Annotated in this window: 10 protein-coding genes and 1 pseudogene; 6 read left to right on the forward strand and 5 right to left on the reverse strand. The window is 41.7% G+C overall.

Features of this window, described 5'->3' with window-relative positions; genetic code table 11:
- The first annotated feature begins 30 nt into the window (after nucleotides 1-30).
- The 6 genes from NLF92_RS01735 (at nucleotide 31) to NLF92_RS01760 (ending at nucleotide 7,196) form a co-directional block, all read left to right on the forward strand.
- Nucleotides 31-1,101 carry a PhoH family protein gene (locus NLF92_RS01735; RefSeq protein ID WP_254098211.1) on the forward strand — a complete coding sequence of 357 codons (1,071 nt, stop codon included), beginning with the start codon at nucleotides 31-33 and terminating at the stop codon, nucleotides 1,099-1,101.
- The gene (gene ybeY, locus NLF92_RS01740; RefSeq protein WP_254098213.1) at nucleotides 1,101-1,577 is read left to right on the forward strand and encodes an rRNA maturation RNase YbeY; all 477 of its coding nucleotides are present in this window, start codon (nucleotides 1,101-1,103) and stop codon (nucleotides 1,575-1,577) included. The genes NLF92_RS01735 and ybeY overlap by 1 nt, the downstream gene beginning before the upstream one ends.
- A 42-nt stretch (nucleotides 1,578-1,619) precedes the next feature.
- Nucleotides 1,620-2,477: a CNNM family magnesium/cobalt transport protein CorC gene (corC, locus tag NLF92_RS01745; protein WP_254098215.1), complete on the forward strand. Its 858-nt coding sequence runs from the start codon at nucleotides 1,620-1,622 to the stop codon at nucleotides 2,475-2,477.
- Between the two features lie 5 nt (nucleotides 2,478-2,482).
- Nucleotides 2,483-4,081: an apolipoprotein N-acyltransferase gene (lnt, locus tag NLF92_RS01750; protein ID WP_254098217.1), complete on the forward strand. Its 1,599-nt coding sequence runs from the start codon at nucleotides 2,483-2,485 to the stop codon at nucleotides 4,079-4,081.
- Between the two features lie 25 nt (nucleotides 4,082-4,106).
- Nucleotides 4,107-5,405 (forward strand): Xaa-Pro dipeptidase, encoded by a 1,299-nt coding sequence (locus NLF92_RS01755; RefSeq protein WP_254098219.1) that lies wholly within the window; start codon nucleotides 4,107-4,109, stop codon nucleotides 5,403-5,405.
- 138 nt (nucleotides 5,406-5,543) lie between these two features.
- Nucleotides 5,544-7,196 (forward strand): SulP family inorganic anion transporter, encoded by a 1,653-nt coding sequence (locus tag NLF92_RS01760; protein ID WP_254098323.1) that lies wholly within the window; start codon nucleotides 5,544-5,546, stop codon nucleotides 7,194-7,196.
- A gap of 302 nt (nucleotides 7,197-7,498) precedes the next feature.
- On the opposite strand, the pseudogene NLF92_RS14250 reads toward NLF92_RS01760, so the two are convergent.
- From NLF92_RS14250 to dapB, 5 genes and pseudogenes are all read right to left on the reverse strand, one after another.
- Nucleotides 7,499-7,648: pseudogene (locus NLF92_RS14250) on the reverse strand (MFS transporter); the annotation flags it as partial.
- Nucleotides 7,649-7,685: 37 nt separating this feature from the next.
- Nucleotides 7,686-8,162, reverse strand: a complete 477-nt coding sequence (gene greA, locus NLF92_RS01770) for a transcription elongation factor GreA (protein WP_254098221.1) — start codon at nucleotides 8,160-8,162, stop codon at nucleotides 7,686-7,688.
- Nucleotides 8,163-8,285: 123 nt separating this feature from the next.
- Entirely contained in the window at nucleotides 8,286-11,507 is a 3,222-nt protein-coding gene (gene carB / locus NLF92_RS01775) for a carbamoyl-phosphate synthase large subunit (protein ID WP_254098223.1), read from the reverse strand.
- Nucleotides 11,508-11,516: 9 nt separating this feature from the next.
- Nucleotides 11,517-12,650: a glutamine-hydrolyzing carbamoyl-phosphate synthase small subunit gene (carA, locus tag NLF92_RS01780; RefSeq protein WP_254098225.1), complete on the reverse strand. Its 1,134-nt coding sequence runs from the start codon at nucleotides 12,648-12,650 to the stop codon at nucleotides 11,517-11,519.
- Nucleotides 12,651-13,040: 390 nt separating this feature from the next.
- Nucleotides 13,041-13,844 (reverse strand): 4-hydroxy-tetrahydrodipicolinate reductase, encoded by an 804-nt coding sequence (gene dapB / locus NLF92_RS01785; RefSeq protein ID WP_254098227.1) that lies wholly within the window; start codon nucleotides 13,842-13,844, stop codon nucleotides 13,041-13,043.
- Nucleotides 13,845-13,968 lie beyond the last annotated feature (124 nt).

Below are 13,968 nucleotides of genomic sequence, written 5' to 3' on the forward strand. Positions count from 1 at the left end.
TAAAATTGAAAATACATAAGGAATGCTTTTTTGAGCAAATTAGACACTAATGAAATTCTACTGGTCCCTGATGATAACAAACGTTTAGTGAGTCTATGTGGTCCATTTGATAACAATATCAAACAATTAGAACGTCGTTTAGGTGTAGAAATTACCTATCATAATAATCATTTTAAAGTGTTAGGTGAAAAAAAAGCAGCGATCAATACAGTCAGTTTATTACAAAGTTTATATGTAGAAACAGCCCCGGTCAGAGGTGCAATCCCTGAACTGACACCGGAACAAGTACATTTATCTATCCAAGAAGCCAATGTCCTTGACCAAACGGAAACAGCCGATAGTAACCCGTATGGCAAACAAGTTCACATCAAAACCAAACGCGGTATCGTCAAACCACGTAACCCCAACCAAGCCGAATATGTCGCAAACATTATCAATCACGACATCACTTTTGGTATAGGCCCTGCTGGAACGGGCAAAACTTATCTAGCGGTAGCTTGCGCGGTGGATGCACTGGAACGTCAAGAAATACGTCGTATACTGCTCACTAGGCCCGCTGTAGAAGCCGGTGAGAAACTGGGATTTTTACCCGGCGATTTATCCCAAAAAGTCGATCCATACTTACGCCCTTTATATGATGCATTGTTTGAGATGTTAGGGTTTGAAACGGTTGAAAAACTCATTGAACGCAATGTCATTGAAATTGCTCCTTTGGCGTATATGCGAGGTCGGACACTCAATGATGCCTTTATCATTTTAGATGAAAGCCAAAATACCACGACAGAACAAATGAAAATGTTTTTAACTCGAATTGGTTTTAACTCTAGAGCAGTGATTACTGGGGATATTACTCAAGTTGATCTACCTCGTGGTGTGCGTTCCGGTTTACGTCACAGTATTGAAGTTTTACAAAGGGTTGATGATATATCTTTCAACTTCTTTAATGCTCATGACGTGGTAAGACATCCAGTTGTTGCGCGAATAGTTCAAGCATATGAAGCGCATGATGCAGAGCAAGAGAAGTTAAAAGCGGAAAAAAAACGCAAAGAAGAAGCTGAAAAACAAGCTCGATTAGCTGCCGCGCCATCGGATAAACACTAGTGACAACCAATCACACAACAGCAGTTACTATAGATATCCAAAACCCCTTAGGATTGACTGATATCCCCAGTCTAGAGGTATTACAACAAGCGATTTCTTTGGTTTGCCAAACATTCAATAATAACAAAGGCGAAGTGACACTGCGTTTTGTAGATGAAAGCGAATCACAGGCATTAAATGCATGTTATCGAGATAAAGATAAACCGACCAATGTCCTATCATTTCCTGCTGAATTACCAGATTTCATCCCTAGTGATCTGTTGGGTGATTTAGTACTATGCCACAGTGTGATTGTTGCTGAGGCAAAACAACAAAATAAGCCCTTAGACCATCACTATATTCATTTATGTGTGCATGGCACCTTGCATTTGCTAGGTTTTGACCATATAGATGATGATGAGGCCGAAATCATGGAACAACATGAAATTACGCTTTTAGCACAATTAAGTATTGACGATCCGTATCAAGATCATTAATTTACTACTTGTGATTATTTTTTAAACAATAAAAGAAGAGTTATGAGCGACGACAATCCCCACTCTAGTAACGGTTCTGCACCTAAAGGTTGGATCGATAAAATAAAAGATACCTTTAATCCAGAGCCGCAAAACACCGAAGAATTAGTTGATGTTATCTCCGAAGCACAACAAAATGAAATCATCGATCCACAAACACGAGAAATGATTGAAGGCGTAATTAGCGTCAACAACATTAAAGTACGTGAAATCATGATCCCTCGTGCCCAAATGATTACCATTAATGTCGATGCTGATGTCAGTGAGTTCCTACCCCAAGTGATATCTTCAGCTCACTCCAGATTCCCAGTGATCAGCGAAGACAAAGACCACATTGAAGGCATTTTGCTGGCTAAAGATTTACTCGCTTACGGTTTTGACAACAGTCGCACCTTGGAATTAAAAGATATTCTACGTGAAGCGGTTATCGTTCCAGAATCCAAGAGAGTCGATATTCTACTGAAAGAATTCCGCCAACAGCGTTATCATATGGCGATAGTCGTTGACGAATATGGTGGTGTCTCTGGACTTGTCACGATTGAAGATATTTTGGAACTCATCGTAGGTGAGATCGAAGATGAACACGACGAAGAAGAAAATGCCATTGATGGGATCCGTCCTCTAAATAAACATACCTATTCAGTCAAAGCATTAACTGAAGTTGAAGATTTTAATAGTTTTTTTGAATCTGATTTCAAAACCGAAGAAGCTGATACCATTGGCGGTATAGTTTTAAAAGGATTTGGTCATATGCCTGAAACTGGCGAAAAAATTAAAATTAATGGCTTTGAATTTAAAATCACCCACTCTGATAAACGCCGTTTATTACAATTAAAAGTCACTATTCCAGAGTCTGCCTAACAATAATGACTCAGACCTCTAAGTTAAGCATCAACAGACAACTTGTTCCTTTACTCTGCTCTGGTGCTTTACTTGGATTATCCTATACGGTCCCTTATCTAAATAGCATCGTAATCCTTTTATTAATCCCATTTGCGGTATGTACTTGGTTATCTAAAACACCATTTATGACAGGTTTTTTATTTGGCTTAAGTTGGTTTGGCGTTGGTATTAGTTGGGTTCACGTTAGTATAGCTGATTATGGCGGTGTACCTTTGCTGGTCTCGTTGTTAATGATGTTAGTACTGTGTGCGTATCTGGCACTTTATCCCGCACTATTTGCTTGGTTAGTCAGTCGTTCACGAAAAACAAAACTACCAGATATAACCACCCTACTCTTGATTCCATTATTTTGGCTTTTTACGGAATGGTGCCGTTCTTGGGTACTAACGGGATTTCCTTGGCTTGGACTGGGCTATACCCAATACAATACTATGTTAAACGTGACTTTTTCACTCGTGGGTGAAACAGGTTTAGCTGCGTTATTAATGTTTGTGGCTTTCTTACCTGTGTATTTTTATACTCAAATAAAGTCCGGGGTTACAAATACAAAGTGCAGACTTCCCGCGACCTCTTTGTTGTTGTGTTTGCCTTTGCTTTATCCCCTTGGCTTATTCGTGAGTTTTGATGACGCTAAGCAAAGCTCCACAGAACCACCAGAAACAATTAACATTGCTTTGGTCCAAGGAAATATTCCACAAAATTTACGTTGGTTGCCAGAAGAAGATGAACGTACCATAAACAAGTATATCGAACTGACTGATGCTTTGTGGCAAAACGATCTGATTGTATGGCCTGAAGCAGCCATTCCAAAACTGGAATACTTTGCACAAAGCGAGCTTTTCACTCTCAATGATATGGCGACAAACACCCAGACAGCACTCATAACAGGTATTGTAAATTATGATATCCGTACCGCGCAGATCCATAACAACCTGATTGTGCTGGGTCCGCAAAATGATAGTGGTAAATTAGGCGAATATTATTATGGTAATAAAAATCGCTTTGCCAAACACCATTTATTACCCATAGGTGAGTTTATTCCAATGGAGCAGTGGCTGAGAGGGTTAGCTCCTATCTTTGATTTACCTATGTCCTCGTTTACCCGTGGGGAATACATCCAACCCAATCTCCTAGCTAACAACCTCCATCTGTTACCAGCCATTTGTTTTGAAATTGTATTTCCTAGGCAAATTCGAGCGAATATCACCGCACAAACTGATATGATTATTACGGTGAGTAATGATGCTTGGTTCGGTGACTCAGCTGGACCAATACAACACATGCACATTGCCCAAGTCAGAGCAAAAGAATTTGGTTTACCTGTCGTGCGGGCAACGAATAATGGCATTACAGGAATTATTAATGCCCTAGGTGAAATAGAAGTACAACTTCCGCAATTTACAACAGCCACTCTAGAGCATGAATTGACGTTGACACAATACGCAACCCCTTACAGAATATACGGTAATAGTGTATTCATTGTGTACTTATTGAGCGCTGTGTTGGGTAGCTTGGTTTGGATATTTATACGTCAACATTTAGCACAAAACATGCAATCATAAAGATAATTTACCCCTTAGGATGAATATGAATAAGCAACTAACTAAAACAAAAAAATGGCTAAGCTATGCTTGTCTCTGGATAGGGCTTAGTGCAACTCATGGTGCCTATGCTGAGAAAATTGTACTGACTGCAGATCGCTTAATCGATGTCGAGGCAGGTACTGAGATTACTCAACCGATGGTGATCATCGAGGATGGCAAGTTTACCTGGGTAGGTCCACAGTCGGCCAAAAGCATACCTACTGATGCTGACAAGGTACTAGCGTTACCTGGGTATTCCTTGTTACCGGGTCTGATGGATATGCATGTGCATTTAACCTCTGATGCTAATGTACATGGTTATCGACGCTTGACTCGTTCTACTCCGCGAAGCGCCATTACGGGCGTTAAAAATGCTAAAGCAACGCTTTTAGCAGGATTTACTACAGTCAGAAATGTTGGGGCTCCAGGATATGCGGATGTCGCATTACGTGATGCAATCAACGAAGGCGATGTCTTGGGCCCGCGTATGTTTGTTTCAGGCCCATCCATCGGAGTAACAGGCGGTCACTGTGATAATAATTTACTCCCTTTTGAGTACGCAGTCACCAGTGAAGGCGTAGCAGATGGTCCTTGGGCTGTAAAAACCAAAGTGCGTCAAAACATCAAATACGGTGCTGACGTCATTAAATTTTGCGCGACAGGTGGCGTATTATCAAAGGGAACGAAAGTCGGTGCGCAACAGTTTACCGATACGGAAATGCAAGCCTTAATTGCAGAAGCGCATCTTAGGGGGCTCACTGTAGCGGCGCATGCGCATGGGACCAATGGGATCAAAGCCGCTATCAAAGCGGGTGTTGATTCCATTGAACATGGTAGTTTTTTGGATGCTGAAGCGATAGATTTAGCCGTCAAAATGGGCACATATTTATCAATGGATATCTATGTGACTGAATATATCCTAGGTGAAGGAGAAAAAGCTGGTATCCTCGAAGAATCTCTCGCCAAAGAACGGACAGTTGGCAAACGCCAGAGAGAAAGTTTTAACCAAGCATTAAAAGCGGGAGCCAAAATGGTATTCGGCTCTGATGCTGGTGTATATCCTCATGGCAATAACGCAAAACAACTTTCTCGCATGGTTAAGTTCGGTATGACGCCCATGCAAACATTACAAACAGCGACAATTGAACCCGCTAGACTGCTCCAAAAAGAACATCTCATAGGCAGTGTCACACCGGGGAAACTTGCTGATATTTTAGCCGTTAAAGGTAATGTTATCGAAGATATTTCAATCTTGGAAAATGTTGACATCATCATTAAAGATGGTGTGATTATTCAAGAATAACACCGTAAACAGCCTACCCTTTGGTAGGCTTTTTTATAATACTCGAGTCGTATAGGTGGTCGGTGTTGATCTTAGGATAAACACTTGAAACAATACGCAAAATTAGTGCTTAATTACCTAGAGAAATCCACGATTACTATGCTAGCTCTAAATAAACTTTCCTTCGCTAATCTCAAAGGCGACATGCTAGGTGGCCTGACCGCTGCTATTGTTTCTCTTCCTCTTGCTCTGACGTTTGGTGTTGCCTCTGGTGCTGGTGCCGAAGCTGGGTTGTACGGTGCAATTCTGATTGGTTTGTTTGCTTCGTTATTTGGTGGTACATCCACACTTATTTCTGAACCAACAGGACCTATGACAGTGGTAATGACCGCGGTTATTAGCGCTATGATTGCAAATAACCCTGAAAATGGTCTCGCCATGGCATTTACGGTTGTTATGCTTGCCGGTGTATTCCAAATTGGTTTTGGTTTTTTGAGATTAGGGAAATATATCACCCTTATGCCCTATTCCGTAGTTTCCGGTTTTATGTCAGGCATTGGGGTCATTTTGATTATTCTCCAACTAGCTCCTGCACTGGGACAATCTGCACCTGCTGGAGGAGTGATTGGAACTCTCAGTGAGTTACCCAACTTGTTAGGTAATATTAAATGGTATGAGTTTGTGCTGTTTGCTATGACCTTAGGCATTTTGTTTTATACTCCTGAGAAGGTAAAAAAGAACGTTCCACCACAGCTCATCGCATTAATCGCAATCAGTATCATATCATTACTGGTGTTAAGTCATATGCCTGTGCAGCGGATCGGTGAAATAGATGTGTCACTACCTTCTATGATCTTGCCTCATTTTACACAAGCTCAGTTACAAACGATGCTGATAGATGCTTTAGTTTTGGGGATGTTAGGTTGTATTGATTCGATGTTAACCTCGGTGATCGCTGATAACTTGACTCGTACAGAACACAACTCCAACAAAGAACTAGTCGGACAAGGTCTAGGCAACATTGTATCAGGGCTGTTTGGTGGTTTGCCTGGTGCAGGTGCAACTATGGGTACAGTGGTGAATATCCAATCAGGTGGACGCACAGCTTTATCTGGTGTCGCCAGAGTGGTAGTTTTGTTTGTAGCCGTATTTGGCGCTGCTTCCCTGATTGAAGAAATCCCACTAGCAGTGCTCGCTGGTATTGCCGTTAAAGTAGGTGTCGATATACTCGACTGGAGTTTCATCAAACGAGCGCACTTAGTATCTCGCCATTCAACGTTGATTATGTATGCAGTATTATTGCTTACCGTTTTTGTCGATCTCATTGTTGCTGTTGGTATCGGTGTCTTTATTGCTAATGTTATTACCATAGAAAAATTATCGGCTGCACAATCCAATAATATCAAAGCGATGTCAGATGTAGATGACCAAATCCCGTTAAACCGCGAACAACGTCGTTTGTTAAACCAGGCCCAAGGAAGAGTCTTATTTTTCTATCTCTCCGGTGCCATGATATTTGGTGTATCAAAAGCCCTCGCCCGTGAGCGCAAAAACATCAACAACCACGATGTGGTGATTATTGACATCAGCCATGTTTCTATATTGGACGATACCATTACGTTATCGCTTGAGAATGTAATTGAAGAAGCGTTAGATTTGGATAAAAAAGTGTTTGTGGTGGTAAAAACAGTCCTAGCCAAAGAAAAGTTTCAAAAATTAGGACTAGAAACGCGTTTGCGTGATGAAAACTTCACGTCATCTCGAACTGCTGCACTGGAAATGGCATTAGGTGCGTTGGAACCCGAAAAATAAAGATGACAAAAAAGGAGATGATGTAGAAGGTTATTGTCACTGATTGGCGGGATAGGCAAACGGTATATTTTTTCACGCTGTGAAATAGTTGCTGTGAGACAATAACTGTGAGGCTAATTCAAGAGTTTTACCGTTAGCATAGTCAGGAATTGACCTTAACCCAACCTTCATTGTCAAGAACTTGAAATTTGTCTACTGGCTATCGTTAAGACAATTTTGACCATGCAAATTCATTTCCTATAACCGGTCTGAGTGGTATGCAATACGCTAAGATCAGTGAGCACATAGCAAATGCAGCGCCAATAAATGGCAGTAAAAGCTAAAAAGCCTGGGATTTCACGTAAGCTTTGCAATATCCCTATTTCTCTGCCCGTAAATGCGGCTTTTTCAATGACAAAGTTGTTGAGTAGTACCTGCCATGTGGCAAAGACAAGAGCCATGATAAAGGTCATGGCTAAAAGAAAATACTCAGGTGTTTTAGGTAAGGTTTTAGATATATTGAACGTCAATGATTTCAAACTCAATGACTCCAGCAGGTGTCTGAATGTTTGCAACATCATCAACCATTTTACCAATTAACCCTCTAGCAATAGGTGAATTGACAGAAATCAGTTTATTTTTAATATCGGCTTCATCATCACCCACAATACGATAGGTGATTTCTTCGTCCGTATCACAATTTAAAATCGTTACTGTAGTGCCAAAAATAATCTTCCCCGTATTTTCCATCTTGGTGACGTCAATAATCTGCGCATTTGATAGTTTAGCTTCGATATCTTGAATACGTCCTTCACAAAAACTTTGTTGTTCACGCGCAGCATGATACTCCGCATTCTCCTTTAAATCGCCATGCTCTCGCGCTTCAGCAATCGACGCAATGATTTGTGGACGACGCACTGATTTTAATTCATTAAGCTCAACTCTCAGCATTTCTGCACCTTGAGCCGTCATTGGATATTGTGTCATATGTGTTCCCTGTTAAATTTTGATTCACAGAATTTTTGGTTCACAGAAATATAAAAACGCGCCGTAGTTGCGCGTTTTTAAAAAATATAAGCATATAATAAAAGGAATTATATGCCTTGTCACTTAATTCATGCGTTTATGTAAATCTTGGACAGAAGTTACACGTGCACGATCATCTGCTTCTTTAGACAAGATGGTAGCAAATGCTGCATTTAACGTAGTGGTATAAGTCGCTTTGTTTAACAAAGCTTCTTTACGAATGTAGACAGAATCGGTAATCGCTTGACGCCCTTCTGTGGTGTTAACCACATAAGCATATTCGCCATTTTTTAATGCATCAACAATGTTGGGGCGACCTTCTGATACTTTATTGACAACTGTCACACCGTGTATCCCAGCATCATACAATGCCGTAGCAGTGCCTCGAGTAGCTTCTAATTCAAAGCCCTTATCAAGCATTAACTTAGCTAATTCAACCAAACGTACTTTGTCATTATTCCTGACGGAAAGTAATGCTTTACCTCCTGTCGGCAATGGTGAGCTAGCGCCTAAATTAGCTTTAGCATACGCTTCTTCAAATGTTTCACCCACACCCATTACTTCGCCCGTAGAGCGCATTTCTGGCCCTAATAGTGGGTCGACACCTTGGAACTTCGCAAAAGGTAACACCACTTCTTTTACAGAGAAGAACGGCGGAATAATTTCATTTGTAATGCCTTGGTCAAGTAATGACTGTCCAGCCATGACACGCGCACCAATTTTAGCACAAGCACGACCTGTCGCTTTCGAAACAAATGGTACCGTACGAGCAGCACGCGGATTCACTTCGATCAGATACACTTCGTTATCTTTGACCGCAAACTGAGTATTCATTAGACCCACAACACCCAACTCTAAAGCCATATCTTTAACTTGCTTACGCATTACGTCTTGGATTTCAGGAGTTAAAGAGTATGGGGGTAATGAACAAGCAGAGTCACCAGAGTGCACGCCAGCTTGTTCTATATGTTCCATAATTCCACCGATAACTACATCTGTGCCATCACAGATAGCATCGATATCAATCTCAATCGCATCATCTAAGAAACGATCCAAGAGGACCGGAGAGTCATTGGAAACTTTTACCGCATCATTTAAGTAACGTTTCAAGTCTTTGAGGTCATACACAATTTCCATCGCTCGACCACCAAGTACATAGGAAGGACGAACAACTAACGGGAAGCCAATCACTTCGGCTTGGGCTAAGGCTTCTTCCATATTACTTACCGTTGCGTTAGCCGGTTGCTTCAGAGCTAATTTGTCAACCAACTGTTGGAAACGTTCACGATCTTCGGCACGATCAATCGCATCTGGAGACGTACCAATGATCGGTACACCGTTAGCTTCTAAGGCACGTGCTAATTTAAGTGGCGTTTGGCCACCATACTGCACGATAACGCCTTTAGGCTTCTCGATACGCACAATTTCTAGTACGTCTTCTAACGTCACTGGCTCAAAATACAAGCGATCAGATGTATCATAGTCAGTAGATACGGTTTCTGGGTTACAGTTTACCATGATCGTTTCGTAACCATCTTCACGCATCGCTAAGGCTGCATGCACACAGCAATAATCAAATTCGATACCTTGACCAATACGGTTTGGACCGCCACCGAGAACCATGATTTTATCTTTGTCAGAAGGCTGTGCTTCACACTCTTCATCATAAGTAGAGTACATGTAAGCAGTAGAAGTAGAGAACTCAGCAGCACAGGTATCTACGCGCTTGTAGACAGGTAACACTGAAAAAGCTTCACGCGCAGCACGTACACTATCTTCTGCTACACCAGCAAGTTCTGCTAATCTCAAGTCAGAGAAACCTTTACGCTTCAGACTGCGCATAAAGTCAGCATCAATACCAGCAAGACCGAGTTCTGCTACTTTATGTTCAGCCAAAACAATATCTTCTAACTGCACTAAGTACCAACGGTCAACATTTGTTAATTCAAACACCTCGTCGACCGACATGCCCATTCTAAATGCGTCACCGATGTACCAGATACGTTCAGCACCTGGTTCACGTAATTCATACATGATTTTGTTTTTTGCTTCTGGGTCATTTAAATCAACGATTGGATTTAAACCACTCATCCCTACTTCAAGGCCACGCAAGGCTTTTTGTAAAGACTCTTGTTGGTTACGGCCAATTGCCATCACCTCACCCACAGACTTCATTTGGGTCGTTAAGCGATCGTTAGCGCCGGCAAATTTTTCGAAGTTAAAACGTGGAATTTTGGTAACCACATAATCAATAGCAGGTTCAAATGATGCTGGCGTTAAACCGCCAGTAATATCATTGGCTAGTTCATCCAAGGTATAACCAACTGCTAATTTAGCTGCCACCTTTGCGATTGGGAAACCCGTCGCTTTTGAGGCTAATGCAGAGGAACGAGAAACTCGTGGGTTCATTTCAATAATGACTAAGCGCCCCGTTTTAGGACATACACCAAACTGTACGTTAGAGCCCCCTGTTTCGACACCAATCTCACGTAAAACTGCCATAGCAGCGTTACGCATAATCTGGAATTCTTTGTCAGTCAGCGTTTGTGCTGGTGCAACCGTGATGGAATCGCCAGTGTGAACACCCATAGCGTCAAAGTTTTCAATAGTACAAACAATGATACAGTTATCCGCTTTATCGCGCACAACTTCCATCTCGTATTCTTTCCAGCCAATCAATGATTCGTCAATGAGGAGTTCTGAGGTAGGTGATAAATCTAATCCACGAGTACAGATTTCATTGAATTCATCAATGTTATAAGCAATACCACCACCGGAGCCACCCATGGTAAAAGAAGGACGTATTATACATGGGAAACCTATACGAGATAAAACATCGTGAGCTTCCGTCATGGAGTGTGCTATTTCAGCTCGAGGACATTCCAGGCCGATGGCTTTCATCGCTTTATCAAAGCGTTCGCGATCTTCGGCTTTGTCGATGGCATCCGCTGTCGCACCGATAAGCTCGACATTGTATTTGGCAAGGACACCATGTTTATCTAAATCAAGCGCACAGTTTAATGCGGTTTGTCCGCCCATCGTTGGTAGTACAACATCAGGACGTTCTTTTTCAATAATCTTTTCGACGACTTCCCAATGAATAGGCTCAATGTAAGTAGCATCAGCCATTTCTGGGTCGGTCATGATAGTCGCGGGGTTAGAGTTCACTAAGATAACTCTATAACCTTCTTCACGTAGTGCTTTACATGCTTGTGCACCGGAGTAATCAAACTCACAGGCTTGTCCAATTACAATAGGACCTGCACCTAATATAAGGACACTTTGTATGTCAGTACGCTTTGGCATTCTTCTTTCCTATTGCTTGTGTTGTTCGATAAGTTCAATAAAGTGGTCAAATAAATTGGCCGCATCGTGTGGACCTGGGCTCGCTTCAGGGTGACCTTGGAAGCCAAATGCAGGTTTATCCGTCAAATGAATCCCTTGTAGAGATTTATCGAATAAAGAAATATGCGTCACCTCAATATTCTCAGGTAAAGAAGACTCTTGTACTGCAAAACCATGGTTTTGTGATGTGATCATAACCACATTTGCGCTCAAATCTTTTACTGGGTGGTTTGCACCATGGTGACCAAATTTCATTTTTTCTGTTTTTGCACCACTCGCCAAGGCAAGTAATTGATGACCTAAGCAAATACCAAAAATAGGTAAGCCTTTTTCTAAAAACGTCTGAATGGCGGCAATCGCATAAGTACATGGTTCTGGGTCGCCAGGACCATTGGATAAAAAGATACCATCGGGGTTTAAGGCTAGAACCTCTTCTGCAGAAGTTTGTGCTGGTACAATCGTTAAGCGACACCCTCTGGCAACCAACATTCTCAAAATATTACTTTTTGCACCAAAGTCATAAGCCACGACATGATGCGGTAATTCGCTTACATCAGTGACATAGCCTTCGCCTAAATTCCACACACTGTCATTCCAATTATGGATCTCTGTGCAAGTCACTTCTTTGGCTAGATCTAAACCTTTTAAACCACCAAACGCTTGGGCTTTAGCTAGAGCTTCTGACTCTGTCAGCGCAGCACCGCTCACAACACAGCCGTTTTGAGCGCCTTTATCACGTAAAATACGCGTTAAACGTCGAGTATCAATATCTGCAATTCCAACAATATTGTTGGCTTGAAGATATTCACTGAGCGTTTGTTCACAGCGGAAATTACTAGCGATTAAAGGAAGGTCTCTGATAACAAGGCCTTTCGCCCAAATTTGAGAGGATTCAACGTCTTCGGCATTGGTACCCGTATTACCAATATGAGGATAAGTCAGTGTTACTATTTGTTCAGCATAGGATGGGTCGGTGATAATTTCTTGATAGCCTGTCATTGAAGTATTAAATACTACTTCACCAACAGAATATCCTGTGGCACCAATGGCGGTACCGGTAAAGACTGAACCGTCTTCTAACACTAATAGAGCAGAATGAGCCAAGTCAACCTCCAGGTTAAAGGTAACTAATGTGTAATAAACGACAACAAATCGCGAATTACACGCACAAAAAACGGGATACTACACGCTGTGCACATCCCGCTTACAGATTCTTTGCCAAACACACTACTAACTCCTGTCGGTAGATTTATTTTACGTGGGCAAATTAAAGCAATTATATATACTGAATAGGTTTTCGTCCACTACTGTTTACAAAATTGCTTAAAATAAGCAGTTCTTAACGTTTTGTTAACTAAACCTTTAAAAAACACAATCTTCACACAGAAAAACATCCCTTTTTCTCTTATGAAAGTCCCTCTTTAATAAGCTTTTACAGAGATTATCACTATCTTAAATAACTATAATTAAGAAGATTTATTTTAGATTAAATGTTTATGCCAAACCCAATACATCCATCATCGAGTATAACCCAGGAGGTTTTCCTACCACCCAATGCGCAGCTGTTACCGCGCCTTTGGCAAACGTCATTCGAGAAGAGGCTTTATGCGTGAGTTCAATGCGCTCGCCAATATCGGCGAACAACACCGTATGATCACCCACAACATCACCGCCACGTACAGTAGCAAAACCAATCGTTTGGTGTGCACGCTCACCGGTATACCCTTCTCGACCATATACCGCATCTGTTGCCAAATTACGTCCAGTTGTTTGCGCAATCCCTTCTCCAAGGGCTAATGCGGTGCCAGAAGGCGCATCCACTTTGTAGCGATGATGCGTTTCAATAATTTCGATATCTGCGCTATCGCCCATTACTGCCGCTGTTTGTTGTGCAAGTTTGATTAGCAAATTTACACCGACAGAATAATTGGCAGCAAAGACAATAGGAATCGTTTTCGCAGCGTCATCTAGCAAAGCAAGTTGCGCTGTAGACAAGCCCGTCGTGCCAATCACCATGGGGCGCTGTTGTGCAACACAAAAAGCCAGATGGTCTGCCAAAGACTCAGGTAGAGTAAAATCAATAAATACAGAAGCAGAAGCAGCGTCAATGTCCTGATATGCTGTAAGTGCAACGGCACAAGGTGCTTGTCCTATGACAGTGCCAGCATCCATACCCATAAAAGCAGAACTAGGACGAGCACTGGCGGAATGCAGCGACGCGCGAGAGTCATTTAACACAGCTTCTATTAAGTTTTTACCCATGCGCCCTGTTGCGCCAAAAATACCAATCTTCAACATTTCATTCCTGTTTAACATATTCTTACATATCTACACTTAACAAATGTAAATACACTGCTAAAGTTAGCATAGCATTTTTCTATATATTTTTGTGTATAAAACCGTTAAGTATTCAGTACTACCC

The organism is Opacimonas viscosa, from assembly GCF_024199005.1.
In the GTDB taxonomy this organism is placed as follows: domain Bacteria; phylum Pseudomonadota; class Gammaproteobacteria; order Enterobacterales; family Alteromonadaceae; genus Opacimonas; species Opacimonas viscosa.

Bases quoted from the DNA above. Each gene is read 5' to 3' on its own strand.
- corC (WP_254098215.1), top strand. From the start codon at position 1,620: ATGAGCGACGACAATCCCCACTCTAGTAACGGTTCTGCACCTAAAGGT.
- NLF92_RS01755 (WP_254098219.1), top strand. From the start codon at position 4,107: ATGAATAAGCAACTAACTAAAACAAAAAAATGGCTAAGCTATGCTTGT.
- carB (WP_254098223.1), bottom strand. From the start codon at position 11,507: ATGCCAAAGCGTACTGACATACAAAGTGTCCTTATATTAGGTGCAGGT.
- lnt (WP_254098217.1), top strand. From the start codon at position 2,483: ATGACTCAGACCTCTAAGTTAAGCATCAACAGACAACTTGTTCCTTTA.
- dapB (WP_254098227.1), bottom strand. From the start codon at position 13,844: ATGTTGAAGATTGGTATTTTTGGCGCAACAGGGCGCATGGGTAAAAAC.
- greA (WP_254098221.1), bottom strand. From the start codon at position 8,162: ATGACACAATATCCAATGACGGCTCAAGGTGCAGAAATGCTGAGAGTT.
- NLF92_RS01760 (WP_254098323.1), top strand. From the start codon at position 5,544: ATGCTAGCTCTAAATAAACTTTCCTTCGCTAATCTCAAAGGCGACATG.